18 protein-coding genes and 1 tRNA gene are annotated in these 16,907 nt (G+C 41.6%); 16 read left to right on the forward strand and 3 right to left on the reverse strand.

Annotated features, from left to right (window positions below; genetic code table 11):
- Positions 1-167 precede the first annotated feature (167 nt).
- The 14 genes from BUB11_RS20325 to BUB11_RS20390 all read left to right on the forward strand — a co-directional run bounded on the left by BUB11_RS20325 (position 168) and on the right by BUB11_RS20390 (position 12,089).
- Positions 168-383 (forward strand): FmdB family zinc ribbon protein, encoded by a 216-nt coding sequence (locus BUB11_RS20325; RefSeq protein ID WP_073031756.1) that lies wholly within the window; start codon positions 168-170, stop codon positions 381-383.
- Positions 384-398: 15 nt separating this feature from the next.
- Entirely contained in the window at positions 399-869 is a 471-nt protein-coding gene (locus tag BUB11_RS20330) for a tRNA (cytidine(34)-2'-O)-methyltransferase (RefSeq protein WP_143187671.1), read from the forward strand.
- Between the two features lie 56 nt (positions 870-925).
- Entirely contained in the window at positions 926-1,978 is a 1,053-nt protein-coding gene (locus BUB11_RS20335) for a glycosyltransferase family 4 protein (RefSeq protein ID WP_073031757.1), read from the forward strand.
- Positions 1,979-2,076: 98 nt separating this feature from the next.
- Complete coding sequence (locus BUB11_RS20340; protein ID WP_073031758.1) at positions 2,077-3,033, forward strand: glycosyl hydrolase family 18 protein; 957 nt, start codon at positions 2,077-2,079, stop codon at positions 3,031-3,033.
- Between the two features lie 21 nt (positions 3,034-3,054).
- Positions 3,055-3,753, forward strand: a complete 699-nt coding sequence (locus BUB11_RS20345; RefSeq protein WP_073031760.1) for a metal-dependent hydrolase — start codon at positions 3,055-3,057, stop codon at positions 3,751-3,753.
- Between the two features lie 115 nt (positions 3,754-3,868).
- Positions 3,869-4,009: a cleavage protein gene (locus tag BUB11_RS20350; protein ID WP_073031762.1), complete on the forward strand. Its 141-nt coding sequence runs from the start codon at positions 3,869-3,871 to the stop codon at positions 4,007-4,009.
- A gap of 2 nt (positions 4,010-4,011) precedes the next feature.
- Positions 4,012-4,191 carry an alpha/beta-type small acid-soluble spore protein gene (locus tag BUB11_RS20355; RefSeq protein ID WP_073031764.1) on the forward strand — a complete coding sequence of 60 codons (180 nt, stop codon included), beginning with the start codon at positions 4,012-4,014 and terminating at the stop codon, positions 4,189-4,191.
- Between the two features lie 83 nt (positions 4,192-4,274).
- Positions 4,275-5,597 carry a DRTGG domain-containing protein gene (locus BUB11_RS20360; RefSeq protein WP_073031766.1) on the forward strand — a complete coding sequence of 441 codons (1,323 nt, stop codon included), beginning with the start codon at positions 4,275-4,277 and terminating at the stop codon, positions 5,595-5,597.
- 59 nt (positions 5,598-5,656) lie between these two features.
- Positions 5,657-9,196, forward strand: a complete 3,540-nt coding sequence (locus tag BUB11_RS20365) for a DNA polymerase III subunit alpha (RefSeq protein ID WP_073031768.1) — start codon at positions 5,657-5,659, stop codon at positions 9,194-9,196.
- 76 nt (positions 9,197-9,272) lie between these two features.
- Positions 9,273-9,779 (forward strand): pantetheine-phosphate adenylyltransferase, encoded by a 507-nt coding sequence (coaD, locus tag BUB11_RS20370; RefSeq protein WP_073031770.1) that lies wholly within the window; start codon positions 9,273-9,275, stop codon positions 9,777-9,779.
- Between the two features lie 71 nt (positions 9,780-9,850).
- Positions 9,851-10,051 carry a putative signal transducing protein gene (locus tag BUB11_RS20375; RefSeq protein WP_007784763.1) on the forward strand — a complete coding sequence of 67 codons (201 nt, stop codon included), beginning with the start codon at positions 9,851-9,853 and terminating at the stop codon, positions 10,049-10,051.
- A gap of 2 nt (positions 10,052-10,053) precedes the next feature.
- The gene (accD, locus tag BUB11_RS20380) at positions 10,054-10,974 is read left to right on the forward strand and encodes an acetyl-CoA carboxylase, carboxyltransferase subunit beta (protein WP_073031772.1); all 921 of its coding nucleotides are present in this window, start codon (positions 10,054-10,056) and stop codon (positions 10,972-10,974) included.
- A complete protein-coding gene (locus BUB11_RS20385) occupies positions 10,958-11,944 on the forward strand; it encodes an acetyl-CoA carboxylase carboxyltransferase subunit alpha (protein WP_073031775.1) in 987 nt (328 codons plus the stop codon). The genes accD and BUB11_RS20385 overlap by 17 nt, the downstream gene beginning before the upstream one ends.
- Before the next feature lie 59 nt (positions 11,945-12,003).
- A tRNA-Leu gene (locus BUB11_RS20390) sits at positions 12,004-12,089 on the forward strand.
- A gap of 530 nt (positions 12,090-12,619) precedes the next feature.
- Here the strand turns inward: BUB11_RS20390 and BUB11_RS28860 are convergent.
- A complete protein-coding gene (locus tag BUB11_RS28860; RefSeq protein ID WP_282434028.1) occupies positions 12,620-12,748 on the reverse strand; it encodes a hypothetical protein in 129 nt (42 codons plus the stop codon).
- Between the two features lie 254 nt (positions 12,749-13,002).
- Here BUB11_RS28860 and BUB11_RS20395 point away from each other — a divergent pair, with 254 nt between their 5' ends.
- On the forward strand, positions 13,003-13,602 hold the full coding sequence (locus BUB11_RS20395; RefSeq protein ID WP_073031777.1) for a sce7726 family protein: 600 nt from the start codon (positions 13,003-13,005) through the stop codon (positions 13,600-13,602).
- On the opposite strand, the gene BUB11_RS20400 is transcribed toward BUB11_RS20395, so the two are convergent.
- Positions 13,547-14,587, reverse strand: a complete 1,041-nt coding sequence (locus BUB11_RS20400) for a beta family protein (protein WP_084110424.1) — start codon at positions 14,585-14,587, stop codon at positions 13,547-13,549. The genes BUB11_RS20395 and BUB11_RS20400 overlap by 56 nt on opposite strands.
- Positions 14,588-14,948: 361 nt before the next feature.
- Here BUB11_RS20400 and BUB11_RS20405 point away from each other — a divergent pair, with 361 nt between their 5' ends.
- Positions 14,949-15,878 (forward strand): DUF3800 domain-containing protein, encoded by a 930-nt coding sequence (locus BUB11_RS20405; protein ID WP_073031780.1) that lies wholly within the window; start codon positions 14,949-14,951, stop codon positions 15,876-15,878.
- A 23-nt stretch (positions 15,879-15,901) separates the two neighbouring features.
- Here BUB11_RS20405 and BUB11_RS20410 read toward each other — a convergent pair whose 3' ends face one another.
- Entirely contained in the window at positions 15,902-16,807 is a 906-nt protein-coding gene (locus tag BUB11_RS20410; protein ID WP_159436959.1) for a hypothetical protein, read from the reverse strand.
- Positions 16,808-16,907: the final 100 nt, after the last annotated feature.

A 16,907-nucleotide genomic window follows, 5' to 3' on the forward strand; every position in this document is an offset into this window, starting at 1 on the left:
GTGGGCATAATCCTAATTTTCAGTTCAGTAATTTAAAGGATATTGCTTAAGTGACAAGTTTCGATAATATTAGGTTGGGTTTGTCAGAATTTCAGGTTATAATAGTTTGGATAGAATAAAACCTTACTTAATCAATTTGATGGTTCATAGCTGAGAGGAGTCATTATATGCCAATCTATGAATTTGGATGTCCGAGCTGTGGGGGGATCACCACGGAATTGTGTAAAATAGGAGATAATGGGGAGCAACTCAGGTGTGAGGAATGTGGAAACACAGGGCTGATAAAACACATCTCCGGATTTTCAAGTCTGGGAATCTGCGGAGGGGCCGGAAGCGGCAGCTGTTCGCCAGGGTGTAGTGGGAATTGTGCAGGATGTCATTGAAAGGGGCCCGTATTCTTGAAGAAGCGACTGAATATTGTCTTAGTTGAACCGGAAATTCCACCGAATACAGGAAATGTGGCACGGCTTTGTGCAGCGACGGGAGCTGCACTCCATCTAGTAAAACCATTAGGTTTTAGCATTGATGACAAACAACTAAAACGTGCCGGTCTAGACTACTGGCATCTTTTAGATATTTATATTTATGAAAATTTTGCGGAGTTTGAAGAAAAAAATCCTGTTGGTCCTCGTTATTTAGCTACCACTAAAGGTGGAAGATCTTATACGGATATTTCCTATGAATTAGGAGGATACCTTCTATTTGGGAAGGAAACCAAAGGACTGGCTCCTGAAATTATTGCGCGCTATCCAGAAACGGCACTGCGATTGCCGATGCGTGCGGATGCTCGTTCCTTAAATCTATCAAATTCTGTGGCTGTTATCGTTTACGAAGTGTTACGCCAATGGGATTTTCCGGACCTTGTCTAGAAAGGGGCAAAGCACATGTTAACAAAACGCAATGCAAAGGCGGTTGAAGAACAATCATGATGAATGGATATTGGTTGACATTTTTAATGGCCTTAGTGATTGCAGTAATTGCTACGCCATTTTCTATGAAACTGGCGAAACGATGGGGGGCAATTGCCTATCCGGGCGGGCGACATATTCACAGACGACCGATTCCACGTCTTGGCGGCTTGGCACTGTATGTGGCTTTTTGGATTACTGCTGTGGTGACACAAACTTGGAGTGAAAATATCTGGGGCTTATTTATTGGAAGTACCATCATTGTAGCGGTTGGTATATGGGATGATATCCGTGAAATTCGCCCTTTGTATAAGCTATATTGGCAAATCGCGGCGGCGGCAGTGCTGATCTTCTTTGATTTTTCCATGAATTTTATTTCCCTCCCGTTCCTCGATAAACCTCTAAATTTTGCATATCATGGCCTAAGTGCTGTTGGCATTATACTCATGCTATTTTGGGTCGTCGGATTGGTGAACACAGTCAATGTTTCTGATGGATTGGATGGACTGGCTGCCGGCATATGTTTTATCGTCGCCATTTTGCTGTTTTGGTCGGCGGACGGGATTAATCAATTTCCAGCTGCTCATCTTACCTTAGCTTTAGCCGGAGCGCTTCTCGGCTTCCTGTTTTTCAATTTCCCTCCGGCGCGTGTTTTCATGGGGGATTCAGGAAGTATGTTTCTTGGGTATATTATTGGAGGGATTTCCATCATGGGCCTCCTTAAAACTGCAACAATTCTTGGTTTGGTTTTCCCGCTCCTAGTTTTGGGCATGCCAGTCACAGACCTAACTTTTGCCATCATACGGCGAAAACTGCGTGGGCAGTCTATTGCTATGGCAGATCGGGGGCATCTGCACCATCGTTTACTCGATGCTGGGTTCACTCAAAGGCAAGCTGTATTCTTAATGTATGGAATTAGTGCTTGTTTTGGGGTTGCTGCCGTACTTGGAGCAAAGGGACAATGGATTAGTGCCTTTGTAGTTCTCTTTGTAGTTTTTGCGATACTGATCACTATTCTAATGCGCCGAACTGAAAAGCTTGCTGTATTCGCTCGACGACAGTCAAAGTGAATTCCATCTGGAATACTAAAATATTGCCTTTGCCATTAGGTGCCTGCTACACTTCTTTTTCCCTCCATGCATATGATGGTCGGAAAGGGGGTATAAGTATGCCATTAAATGTTTTTGCCTTTTATAATGGCTTAACGGAGCAAACAAAGGGTTATCCTTATTTAAAACGTTACGGGAACAGCATACAACAACTAGCAATTTTTGAGGTTTCTATTCAGAGTAATGGAGCAATCCTTGGGCGTCCAAGTCGGCAACTTATTGAAGAGGCCCATACCATGGGGATTAAAGTATATTTAGTCATTAGCAATTTAACGAGGCAGGGTCAGTTTTCTACAGCTTTGATAGGACGTTTAGTGCGAGAACAAGAATTTGCGAACCTCGTTTGGAGAAACATACGCAATGTTTTAGTCGAGTATCGTTTGGATGGAGTAAATCTCGATTTAGAGAAAGCGGCGCCGGCCGATCGCCCACTTTTCACACGACTGATTCAAACATGGTCTGCTATGTTTAAAGAAGCAAACTTCGTGGTTTCAATAGATGTTCCTGCTAAAACTTCTGATGACCCTCAGGATGCTTGGAGGGGGTCGTTTGATTATAGACCAATTGGGCGAGCTGTGGATGAAGTAATTCTGATGACTTACGAAGAACATTGGTCGGAAAGCGAACCGGGATCGGTAGCCTCAATTCCTTGGGTTACTCAAGTTTTAGATTATGCCATAGCCAATATTCCACGTGATAAAATCTATATGGGAATTCCAATGTATGGGTATGATTGGCCAGAGAACGGTACAGGGAAAGTTATCGGTTATCAACGGGCTACAGAGCTTGCACGTCGATACGGTGCTCCGTTACAATGGGATGCAAGGCAACACAGCACGTATTTCCGATACGAGACCAGAGGAGTTCGTCACACAGTATACTTTGAAGATCCAAGGAGCTTAAGAGAGAAACTGGAGCTTGCAACGCAGAAAGGCATACGCGGTGTTGCACTTTGGGAAATGAACCTTAGTTATCCTCAATTTTGGGAAGCATTGCAAACGTACATCAAACGTTAAAAAATAGGAGGTTTCTCGTGTATGCGTATTCATTTCCATGGACATGCTTGCTTTGAAATTGTAGGGGAAGGGGGAAGAATCCTTATAGATCCCTTTTTAACAGGTAATCCAAGCGCAACGGCTAGGCCCTCGGATTTTACTCATCTTGATGCGATTCTTGTCACTCATGGGCATAGTGATCATTTAGGGGATGCAGTACATTTGTCTAAGCAGACCGGAGCTCCGATCATTGCTGTTTTTGAGTTGGCGAGTTATTGTCAGAGCCAGGGGGCTAAGACCCATGCTATGCATATTGGAGGAAAGCATCTGTTTCCCTTTGGATTGATTAAACTTACTCTTGCATTACATGGATCTGGGATAGAAAGTCCCAACGAAGAGCATATGATCTATGGGGGGTTAGCCTGCGGATTCTTGCTTCAGATGGAGGGAAAATGGCTTTATCATGCAGGGGATACAGGATTGTTCGGGGATATGGAACTTATCGGCCGTCGTTATCCTATCGAGGTTGCTATGCTCCCAATCGGTGATAATTTCGTCATGGGGGTAGAAGAAGCGGTTCATGCCTCCCAATTATTGCGCCCTAAAGTGGTTATTCCCATGCACTATAATACATTCCCATTAATTGCCCAAGATGTTGGAGAGTTCTTACATCTTCTGCAGCGCAGAGTGCCGGAAAGTCGAGGCCAGGCCCTAAGTCCGGGCGAATCATACGAAGTTTAAAACATAGTTGAAATCAATCAATCCCACTTGATTCTCAAGTGGGATATTTTTATGAAAAAATGGTCAAACTTAAAAGGTGAGGAGAGATCATTATAAGTCGAGGAGATGAATTTAAATGACAAGAAAATTATGTACGATGCATTGTCTTTATGGGATTGAAGGTCGTTGTCGTTTGGAACATATTATCGGTGAACGCGGACCAAATTGCCCTCATTATGAAGAAGGCTTTAACCTCATGAGCAGGGGGAGGATCTAAGAATGAAGCAGCAAAAACCAAAGGTTAGGCGAATAGATCCTTTAGAACCTCTGAAAATGGAGATCGCGGCGGAGTTGGGCTTGCTCGACCAGATACACAGTAATGGATGGCATTCTTTAAGTGCTAAGGATGCAGGGAGAATCGGAGGGCTTATGACTCAAAGGCGGCGAAAAGATGGTTAGAAGATTCCTCTAAAACATAGTTGAATATAAATTCATGTGATATAATAATAGTCCGATATAGTAATAGTGGGGAGCGTATATAGTTGACAAAGCATCAACAAATTTTAACCTTTATTGAAGATCTGGCAATTGGCAGTAAAGTTTCAGTTCGGTTCATTGCTAAAGAGCTGGATGTCAGTGAAGGAACAGCTTATCGGGCTATTAAAGAGGCAGAGGCTAAAGGGTTTGTCCGTTCGATTCCTAAGGTTGGAACGATTCGAATTGAAGGAGTCAAAGAGAGGCAAATCGAGGATTTGACATTGCGTGAAGTTTCTCAGATTGCAGAAGGTGTTGTTATTTGCGGCTTTGCACATCTCGATCGCTCCCCTAATAAGTTCGTTATTGCCGCAATGGAGTTAAATACCATGGTGCGCTACTTAGAAGAGGGTGCATTGTGTATTGTTGGAAACCGCCGTGACGCCCAGATTGTTGCTCTAAATCATCAGACATCACTGTTAATTACCGGAGGATTTGAACCTGATGAAGAGGTTGTAGCTTTAGCACGAAATAATGAATTAGTGATTATTCAGTCTCCTTATGATACATTTGCGGTCACTTCAATGATTAACCGTGCCCTCTATGATCGATTGATTCAGAAAGAACTCATTTTAGTTGAAGATATTATGGTTAAAGATGTGAGCTATCTAACTGCAGATGCTACGGTCGACGATTGGAGAAAACTATCTCAAAATACGGACCACAGCCGTTTTCCTGTTGTTGATGAGGAAATGAATTTAGTTGGAATCGTTACCGCGGTGGATGTCGCCGGAGCTGAGGTCAAGACACCTATCAAAGAGGTTATGAATTCTAATCCTTTTCTTGTCGGTCGAGATGATCCTGTCACCCATATTTCCCGAATCATGGTTTGGGAAGGGTGGGAAATAGCTGTCGTTGCAGATCAGGGGAAATTAATCGGCATTATTAGCTTACAAGATGTCATTGAAGCTTACCAGCAAGTTCAGAAACAACCACAGTTTGGAGAAACAGTCGATAATCTTGTGCTAAGCGGATTCCGATTTGTCGATGATGCAGAGCATCTCACTATTGAAGGGGAAATTACCAATGCCATGAGTGATGACTACGGTTCTGCCAGTTGTGGAGTTATCGTGACAGTTATGAATATGGCGGGCTATATTGGACTGCGCAAGAAGTATCGACTTAATGCGATTACCGAGAATTTTACCCTGTACCAATTGCAGCCGATAGCAGTCGGAACAGAAATTAAGGTCACAGCAAGGCTATTATTAGTTGCCAAGAAACATTGCAATATTGAGGTAGAAGTGACGGCTAATAATGCTATGGTTGCCAAAGGTTTAATGACTGCCAGGATAGGGGATAAGAAATTGGTTAGCGAAACAGTCCATTAATTTGTAAAGCCCCCTCATTCAAGAGGGGGCTTTCTAAGGAAGGCAGGTGAATCCTTATAATGACTCAAATCTCTCAGAATACGTGTGGCTTTGTTCACTTGCATAATCATACAGAATTTAGTCTGCTTGACGGAGCAGCACGAATTAAAAACTTAGTCCAGCGTGCAGTGGAATTAGAAATGTCGGCTTTGGCTATCACGGATCATGGAGTCATGTACGGGGTTATCGACTTCTATAAGGCCTGTAAGCAAGCCGGAATCAAACCGATTATAGGGTGTGAAGTTTATGTAGCCCCTAATAAGAGGACGGATAAGATACAAGGGAAAGACGACGCGAATTATCACTTGGTTTTACTTGCTGAAAATGAGCAAGGGTATCGCAACTTGATCAAATTAGTTTCTATGGCTCATATCGAAGGTTTCTATTATAAACCTCGAGTAGATAAAGAAATTCTTCGCAAGCATTCGGAAGGGATCATTGCCCTAAGTGCCTGTTTGGCTGGAGAAGTCGCTGAGCACTTGGTGCAGGAACAATTGGAAATGGCTGTTCAAAGCGCCCTTGAGTATGAAGAAATTTTCGGTAAAGGGAATTTCTTTCTGGAAATCCAAGATCATGGGATAGAAGAACAGCGCAAAGTCATTATAGGAATGTGGAAGATTCACGAGCGCACGGGGATTCCGATGGTGGCTACAAATGATGTGCACTATGTTAAGCGTGAGGATGCGTTCGTTCAAGATGCTTTGCTCTGTATTCAAACCGGTAAGACCTTAGATGATACAGCGCGAATGCGTTTTTCCAGTCAGGAGTTCTTCCTTAAATCTGAACAGGAGATGTCTCTGCTCTTTGGGGAACACCCGGAAGTGTTGACGAACACGTCCTTGATCGCGGAACGTTGTCACATGGATTTTCATTTTGGGGATAATTTTTTACCTGTGTTCGAGGTTCCCCCAGGATACACCTTAGATGACTATCTAGAGGCAGAATGCCGCAAGGCCTTTCCCCATTTCTATCCTCAAATGACGGAGCGGGAACGTGAACGATTAGATTACGAACTTCATGTCATTTTCCAAACAGGCTTTTCCGGATATTTTTTGATTGTGGCAGATTTTTGCCGTTTTGCCAGGGATAATGGCGTGGTCGTCGGCCCGGGACGAGGATCTGCGGCTGCGAGTATGGTGGCATACTTACTAGGGATAACATCGGTTGAACCCTTGCGCTTTGATCTGCTGTTTGAACGTTTTTTAAATCCTGAACGTATCTCAATGCCGGATATTGATATAGATTTTGACCCGGAAGGCCGGGAACGTGTCATCCGCTATGTTACCCAAAAATACGGTGCTGATAAGGTATGTCAGATTATCACCTTTGGAACTATGGGGGCTAAAGCGGCTATCCGAGATGGGGGAAGAGTGTTGGCTATCCCCTTGTTTCGAGTCGATAAAGTAGCCAAAGCTATTCCTTCGGATCTGGGAATGACTTTGGAGAAGGCTTTAGATGTATCCCCTGATTTGGCCCGAATGGTAGAAGAGGATGAAGAAATAAAAAGACTCTATACTTTGGCCAAGTCCCTCGAGGGAATGACCCGACATGCATCTACGCATGCTGCAGGGGTCGTGATCTCTAAAGATCCTCTTATGAATTATTTGCCACTCCAGAGGACGTCAGAAGACTTTGTCATGACTCAGTTTCCGATGAAGGCAGTTGAGGAAATTGGGCTCCTAAAAATGGATTTTCTGGGTTTGAGGAATCTGACAATTTTACAAGAGGCCGTGCTGCGGATTGAAGAGACCCATGGCTTAAAGCTTGATTTACCAACGTTAACCTTAGATGATCCGAAAACCTATGAGCTTTTGGCGTCAGGAAACAGTACGGGGATTTTCCAGCTGGAAAGCGGCGGAATGCGCGCGATTCTAAAGGATCTCAAACCAACATGCTTCGAGGATATTATCGCTGTCGTAGCCTTATACCGGCCTGGTCCAATGGAACAAATCCCAGAATTTATTCGCCGAAAACGCGGAGGCAATATTACTTATCTGCATCCAAAGTTAGAGCCGATCCTTAAATCGACCTACGGGATTATTGTATATCAGGAACAAGTCATGCAGATTGCCCGGGATCTGGGGGGTTACTCTCTGGGACGAGCGGATTTGCTACGCCGGGCGATGGGGAAAAAGAAGAAAGAAATCATGGCAGAGGAACGGCAAAATTTCATTCATGGATTGCAAGATACGGATGGAAAATGGATTATTCCGGGGGCACTGCGCATTGGCTTGACACTCAAAGATGCAGAAGAAATCTTTGACTTAATGGCCAAATTCGCAGAGTATGGCTTTAATAAAGGGCATGCAACAGCTTATGCCGTGATCTCGTATCAAACGGCTTATTTAAAAGCAAACTATCCATTAGAATTTATGGCAGCTCTTTTAAGTACAGTAATGGGCTCGTCGGATAAAATTTCGTTTTATATTCAAGATGCTCGAACTGGTGGGATTGAGGTGCTTCCTCCAGATGTTCAATATAGTCAAGTCGGATTTTCCATTGAGGAGAAAGCGATCCGCTTTGGCTTTGGCGCCATTCGTAACGTCGGCGTTAATGTAGTGGAGAAGATATTAGATGCTAGGCAGGATGGACCTTTTAAATCTCTCGATGATTTTTGCCTGCGTGTCGACCAAAAAGTTTTGAATCGCCGTGTTCTGGAAAGCTTAATCCGCTCTGGTGCCTTTGGATCAATTTGCACAAGAGCGCAAGCTCTGGCAGTAATCGATCAAGTACTCGAGACCACTGGGCGTCGGCAAAAGGATCGACTTTCAGGGCAATTCTCTCTTTTCGATTTGGATGAAGAGATGGATGAAGGAATTACTTTGCCCCAACTTCCGGATTTTAAAGAACGAGAGATCTTGGACATGGAAAAGGAGTATCTCGGACTCTACTTAAGTGGACACCCGCTTTCTTCTGTTTTACCTCAAATAAAGGATTATATTTCTTCAGATATCTTAACTTGCCTGGAAGGGGAGGAAGAGAAGAAAGTTGCGCTTGGTGGATTAGTGACTGGTTTTCGGCAGAATGTTACTAAAAAAGGGGAAATGATGGCCAGCTTCGTTCTGGAAGACTTAACGAGCGGAATTGAGGTGTTGGTCTTTCCCCGTGTTTATGCTCAGACTAATACATTTGCTAATGACGATGTGATTGTTGTGTCAGGACGATATAACATTCGAGACGACGAAAAGAAGATCTTTGCCGAGAAAATTACTAAGCTAGAGGACTTAAAACCTTCTGGAAATAATAAACAGACTAGACCAGCCGCAATTTCCGAAGAAGTCCCAAGCTCGATTACGAGAAGCAACTCGTCCCAAGCTGTAGCTAAGCGACTCTTTTTAAGATTCTCTAACGAAGAAAGTGATTTGATGCAAACCGTATTGAGTATCTTACAACGTTTTCCTGGTAGCCAACCGGTTTATTTCTACTTTGAGGATAGTCAGAAAACCCTTGAAGGAAAACGGAAATTTTGGGTTAATGATAGAGATGAACTGACAAGCGCACTTTGGGAAGTGATGGATCAACAGAATGTGGTCTGGCGACCAGCTAAATATTTTGCCTAAAGGGGCTTACCTTGCAGGAATCTTAGCTTTTAAGGCGAAAACCATCAAAACATCCTAAATGAAAAGGTGATAAAGTGTGCGTATTGCAATATATCCTGGAACGTTTGACCCAGTAACTAAGGGACATCTTGATATATTAGTTCGAGCTAAAGAGCTATTCGATGGCTTGATTATTGCCGTTGCTGCCGATAGTAATAAGACTCCATTGTTTACATTGGGTGAGAGAATGGAACTTCTCACGGAATCAACCAAAGACATGCCTAATGTCAGTGTTCGTGTTTTTGAAGGGTTGACAGTTGAGTTTGCTCGCCAATGCGGGGCCATCGCCATAATTCGAGGGCTCCGAGCCTTATCCGATTTTGAATATGAATTCCAATTGGCCTTAATGAACAAAAAGATCGCTCCCGATGTGGAAACAATTTTCCTTATGACCCAAAGCGAATACTCCTTTATCAGTTCAAGTGCCATTAAATGGGCTTCCAGTTTACATGCCGGGGTCTCTGATTTTGTACCCCTACATGTAGAAAAGGCGCTTATCGCAAAGTATTCTAGTCTTCGTTCAGACTCTAATATGGAGGATTAGAATACCCCTTTGTTGCACAATTAGAAGTGCTATGGTATCATAAATCGATTTAAAAAGGGGGATTTTCAAAAATGTGGACGGTCATTTATATTGCTCCCAATAAATTAATCGCTGAGAAGTATAAGAAAATCCTTACGGATGAAGGGATGCTTGTCCAGCTTCGTCCGATTGGCTCGGCGCATCTTGGTGAACATGCTTCAGTCGAAATTCTTGTACCGGAATCTGAAGCTGAAGAGGCGCATGAAATTATCACTGGCGCTATGGGGAGCTAACTATGTTTAAGGATATATTCAGAAAGACAAAGTATGTTACCATAAAATCCGGTCAGATGCAGAATCGCACTCCGTCTGAGGTTTCTATGCAAGAAGAATCTGTTAGTGTAAGTAAAAAAGAACTTCCTGATGGTCTATGGGTTAAATGCCCCAAATGTGGGGAAGTTCTCTTCAATAAAGATATCGAGGAAAACGCGCGAGTTTGTACTACCTGTGAGCATCATTTTAGAATTTCTGCCAGTGCACGCCTTGCGTTATTGGTGGATGAAAACAGTTTCGAAGAGTGGGATGCTGAATTAACAACTTTAGATTCTTTGGAATTTCCCGGGTACGAAGAAAAACTCATTGAAGCCCAGGAAAAATCAGGCATGACAGAAGGAATACTCACGGGTCGTGCCAGGATTGAGGATATTCCCTTTGTAGTTGCTATTAATGAAGCGAGTTTTATGATGGGCAGTATGGGTTCTGTCGTGGGAGAAAAAATTGCCCGGGCGATTGAACGGGCGATTGAGTTAAGGTTGCCGGTGGTTATTTTTTCTACTTCCGGAGGTGCCAGGATGCAAGAAGGGATTCTTTCTCTTTACCAAATGGCCAAAACGAGTGCGGCTTTAGGAAAATTGGCAGAGAACCGCCTATTATATATTTCCGTGCTTACAGATCCCACCTTCGGTGGGGTGACAGCCAGCTATGCTTCACTGGGAGACATTATGATTTCTGAACCTAATGCTTTAATTGGGTTTACGGGACCGCGTGTCATCAAACAAACCATGAGGCAAGAACTCCCTAAGGGAGCACAAACGGCTGAGTTTAACCAGGAACACGGCTTGATTGATCTGATCGTGGCGCGTACTCAGATGCGGTCCGTTTTAGCACGTTTACTACGGTACCATCAGGAAGGGGCTCAGTATGGCGCAACTATTTGAATTTGAAAAACCCATTGCGGAACTGGTAGTTAGAATTGCAGAAATCCAAAAGTTTTCTGCGGAAAAGGGGATTGACCTTTCTCAAGAAGTAGCCACCCTTGAAAAAAAAGTGGCACTCTTGAAGAAGGAGATTTACGGAAACCTTGAGCCCTGGCAGAAAGTTCAAATTGCTCGTCACTCTGAGCGACCTAACTTTTATGATTATGCTCCCCTGTTGTTTGAAGACTTCACAGAACTCAAAGGGGATCGGCTCTTTGCGGATGATCGCTCTGTTGCTGGTGGAATAGCACTTTTCCACGGAATTGTTGTGACCGTAATTGCCCAGGTTAAGGGTAAGGATACGAAGGAAAATATTAAACGAAATTTTGGCATGCCACATCCGGAAGGCTATCGCAAAGCGGTACGATTGATGGATCAAGCAGAAAAGTTTGGACGTCCGATCCTTACGTTTATTGATACTCCTGGGGCTGCCTGTGACCTGGGAGCCGAGGAACGAGGCCAGGGTGAAGCAATTGCTCGATGCCTGCTTGCAATGTCAGGCTATCATGTTCCTGTGATCAGTACGGTGATTGGAGAAGGCGGAAGCGGCGGTGCACTCGCTCTTGGGGCGGGCAATGTACTATTAATGCTCGAGAATTCTTTTTACTCCGTAATTGCTCCGGAAAGTTGCGCTTCAATTCTCTGGAAGGATACAACAAAGGCGAAAGAAGCGGCAGCCGCTTTGAAATTTACCGCTCAAGATTTATTAAGGCTTGGGGTAGCGGACGAATTGGTACGGGAGCCTCAAGGTGGAGCTCACAATAATCTGAACCAAACTGCTGATGAATTATCGCAGGTCATATCAAAGTATTTGGTTCGACTGCGTTCGGAAAGTCCAGAGGTGCTTCGCGAGAAGCGATATGAGAAGTTGCGGACCATCGGATTTTTTCATGAAACAGCTGATATAAATTTAACAAAAGACTTGACTTAGTCTTGGGATTAATGTTATTATAACTAGGCCGTCATGATTCATCTGACGGAATTATATATGGGCGAGTGGCGGAATGGCAGACGCGTCGGTCTCAAAATCCGATATATGTGAGTATGTGGGGGTTCAAGTCCCCCCTCGCCCACCACAGTAAAATCAAGGCCTTCGGGCCTTTTTTTGTTTTCTGAATACATGTGAATTTAGAAAAACCCTTAAAATGGCCATGAACTTAATAATAGTCAGATATGCAAAGAAAGCGTAAACATAAGACACAGCGAAAGCCCGGCCAGCTCCTATTTTGGAGGGACTCATCTTTAAGTACTAAGTCATCCGAAGGGCTTGGGTAATGTCTATTCAAAAAGAACCTTAGGGAAAGCATTAAGAGGGACTGTCCTTCCATGGTCTCCAGAGATACCACGAACACGGAAGCTTCCTCCATCTGGTCTCCAGATCTCAAATCACTCCTGATCTTTATAATTTAAATCAATACAAGAGGAAAAAATTCCGAAATTAACAATACAAATAGCTTCACTTTCGCATACAAAAACAATAAATGATTTTTCTCCGTATGCATCAAATAGTTCCCTTACAGTTCTTTGGTGATCTGGCGGAAAGGTGAATCTCCATGCATTGTTATTTTTGACTGTGGTATGCTTTATAAAAAATGCTTTGTCATGGTTAAGTAAATAGGCCTGGGATGATGGTTTTGTTAGGTGAGGCACCTTTATTTATGGACGTAAAGCGTTCTGCCTCTGTAATCGCCGCTAGAACGGCACCATGGTAAAAGTCTTTTTCAGGTATAGTCAAAAATTAACCCTCCTCTTTTTAAAATAGATTGTAATGGAAATCCTATCTTGATATGACCTCCAAGGGGGTCGAATGCATACGAACAGGCACTTACGTTGTGGTATTCAGACACTTTTTAAAGGAAAGCTGAGAAGTAACACTCGTATAACGACTATAGATTCGAGTATCTAAGCATATTTTAAACATTGACAGTGACTAGCTAAGATATAATAATAAGATAAATAGTACATTAGAAAGCGGAGGGGTGAACAAAAGTGAAAACTAGAGACATCGATATCCGCGATATATTGCATAGAGAACTCGATAAGGAATTTGCCTATGACATAGACACCTTAATTATAGATGAATTAGGAGTGTGCCAAGGTGAGGCAAGGATTGATATTGCTGTTGTTAATGGATCACTCCACGGATACGAAATAAAAAGCGACAAAGATACCTTAGGGAGGCTACCGGGACAAATTGAAACTTACAATAGAGTTTTCGATACCGTTACAATTGTTACAGGTAGCGAACATTTGGATAAAGTATTCTCGTTAGTTCCAGGTTGGTGGGGTATTAGCCTTGCCACCTACGTGGATTCATTAGACTTGTTCTTACAACCAGTACGTAATCCACAAATTAACGACAATGTTGATGCATTTTCTCTAACTCAATTTCTTTGGAGAGAGGAGCTTCTGCACTTGGTACAGCGTTATGAGTTAGATAAAAAGGTTAACAAGCTCCCACGTTTTAAGATATGGGATTTGTTGGCGGAAATAGTCCCAGTATCTGAGCTTAAGGTATATGTCAGAGCGTGTCTTAAGAAGAGGCAGAACTGGAGGCCTGGAGTGCAACGTACGTTAAATGGTGATTAACTGCAATCTGAACCCATGTTGATAGGTTACCATGGTTACATTTCGTTACTGAACAAGTTTTGTTAGCGCATTCAAATATTCTTAAATCCCCATTACTAAAGTCTTTCCCGCAATAAATAGCGTCTTGAGCAATAAGAATTTTCGACAATTTATGAAATTGTGCGTAATCATAAGGGGCTCTTCGATCATAGGTACCTCTTACGATGTACCAGGACTCATCGTGAGTATAACGTATTGTAGGAACCATCGTGACTACGTGGTCTATAGTAGGGTCTTTGGGATCATCCGCTCCATAGTCTCCAAATTCTGTATCCGGGAATTTTTTTATGACCTCTTTCCATACAGCCCATTCAATGCGGAGGATGCTAGATATTTTACCTTGGCGTACGCTTAGAGATTCCGGAAATGAAGATCCACAGACAATTGTTCTTCTAAATTTAAATACTGAAACCTTTGATAATAAGTCATTCACTACGCTGGCAAATGACTTTATCACATCTGTTGGTAGAAGTATTTGACCTAAATCTATAATGAGATCAATACTTTGGTTACTTAAGTTGCCAGTTTGGTCCAATATGTCGGTAATTACAGATACAGCATCGTCAAAATCTTGAATCGTTAATCTTATTGCAATACCATGGTCTAACATTGAAAAACTATCTTTAATAATTTCGAAATACTCCTCGTTTTTATTTGGCGAAACAATTGGAATAGGGGCTATTTTTTGATCTCCTGAAAGTAATGAGCTGATAAAAGTATTTTGCTCAATAAAGTCACTAAAGCTAGAATGGAAATCCATATAAAAAGCTCTGTTTTCTCCCCACTCATGAATCACTTCTTGAATAAAGTTTTCAGCTTCATTATTGGGTAAAACCATAAAGACTGGGCACAACTTATCCTTTATGTCTTCTCTAAGATGTCTTATGGCAATTCTTTCACCTTGTTTCCACTTGAGAATTGGAACGTATTGTGAATGCTTAAAGATAAAAAACTCCCCCTTTCTTTATTAAACTTTAGCTTTCGACAGCTTAGTTGATATCCCTACCCAGCGACACTCTTAATGGTTATACGACTATTTTTGCAGAAAAATGAAAAACCCAGTACGCTGGGCCATTTTATATTTGTGAGACTGCTTTCCCCTTACTTCGCAAGAAAGTTATGAGATGATGGATCAATTGAGTTGAAATTTGCGTCTTTATTTGGTTAGAAGTACTTGGGCATATTTAAGCATAAGTGAGAAATCAGTAGATCTGGGGTGATTATATTATCTACTGATTTCTCACTTTACTATTATAGAGTTTACCTTGCATTTTGATAAGGAAACCAAAGAATGAGGTTGGCATTTTATGAAGATTTTCACCGATGAGTCTGGAGACTTTTATCTGAAAAGGCCTTCGAATATCAGTACTGTTGTTAGTCTGATTTGTACGGATACCATTTATGATGAAATGTGCTATTTTCTTAAAACCTTTAGTAAAAGATACAATATTAAATCTGAAATAAAAGGAGCTCACCTGACATTAGACCAAAGGGAACGGGTTTGCAAATTTTTATACAAGAACAGAAATGATTTTACTATTGCGGTCACAGGTGTTGATTCGGACCTATGCTCTCAGAATGATTTGGCGAAATTTAGATTGTTGCAGGCCGATACATTGAGAAAGAATAAAGAATTATATATATCGAAGGGAGGGAATGCGCCAATAATACTACAACATTTTGATAAAGTAATTAAGATTGCGGAATACTCTGGCCGTTTATGTGATGAAGAGTTTTTACAAGCCTTAATAACATTTGACCATATGAAAGATGTCATTCAGTATTCAATTGTGTATTATATTGATTGGAAATACGCCAAAAATTTTGATGTATACGAATTTACATTTGACAGGAAATTGCCCGGGAAAATGTCCGGCATGGAGAAGTATTTGAAGAGCAATCTTTTGCCGTTTATGCATGGTGAAACAATAGCACATGGAACTACTTTAGAGGTTCCTGATACTTGGAAGCAAAAACATCCATTTATTTATAATTACTACACCAATGACGGAGAATATTGTATTAATCTAAAAAAAATATTCCAAACCGGTTTGCAGTTTAAAGATTCTGAAGAAGAGCTAGGTTTGCAGATGGTTGATATAATCAGTAATACTGTGTATCAAATTTTATATGGTCGAAAATCAGACAACCCGCAATTCGTGCGGTGCAATAACATATTAGCTCCACTTATGGGCGGAAAAGATAACAGTATTATGAAACTTATAAAACTAAATTAGGAAAGGTAGATCTTTTTTTATTTTCAATGGTCGAGGCGACGGGATTCGAATGTGAATCTAGCATTTATATGGAGTTGTATAAATTCGCTCAACCCCCGGTATACACGGTAACTATTCCCGAAATCATCAGAACAATATTTCATATCTTTTCTATGTTTAAAAAAAGGGGTTTTACAATTTTCACAAGTAGATAATCCCGTCTTCTTATCAATTAGTTTTAAAGCATATATAATATCCAGCATTTTTTGTAAATTATCCGCTTCCCAATTAAGGTAAGCGCCTTTTTGCTCATCATAACAAATAGCAAAATCGATATTTTTAATTTTAAAACGGCAGTCGAACAATTTATCCATATATTCCTTATCAGGGAGGTTCTCAATTTCCATAGTATTTTTAAAATCCGTTATATGTTTAAAGTTTCTATATAGGTCGTGTGCTTTTCGAGCAATCCAGCCGACACGTTCTGAATAATTAATGTTGTATTGCAAGAAACTCTTTTGCACATCTTGATCAAACTCTATTGGTGGCTGTCGATCAGGTAATGGAAAATACTCATAAATATACTTTTGAAATGATTTTTCACCCATAAATCCACCATCATCACCAACCAGGGCGATGGTCCATCCTGAATCGAATGAATCTTCTTTGTGAGTCCTATATTCGGTAAATGATAAAACCCCTAATAAGCCGTATTTCCTAGCGAGACCTAACGCTCCATTTATTTTAGCCGTTTCACTTAATCCCTCAGAAAGAGCCTTTCCAAACTTTAGGGAATCGGTTATTAACCGATCTCCTATGTCGTAGGGATTGTATACGATTCTTTCTGCTTTTTTGCGAAGGAATAATATATACCCCTTTTTCATGTTTGAAAGTTTCATATTTTGAAATTTAAACCAATAGGCATTTTCTGCATAACTAGTAGGTAACATGTGAACTTTAGGTAAAAACTGGCTGATCAGATGTTAGTTAAATTTTGAGTTCCGGATACATTAAAGAAGAGATACTTATCTATCTGCTGTAATCTCTTAT

This window comes from Desulfosporosinus lacus DSM 15449, from assembly GCF_900129935.1.
In the GTDB taxonomy this organism is placed as follows: domain Bacteria; phylum Bacillota; class Desulfitobacteriia; order Desulfitobacteriales; family Desulfitobacteriaceae; genus Desulfosporosinus; species Desulfosporosinus lacus.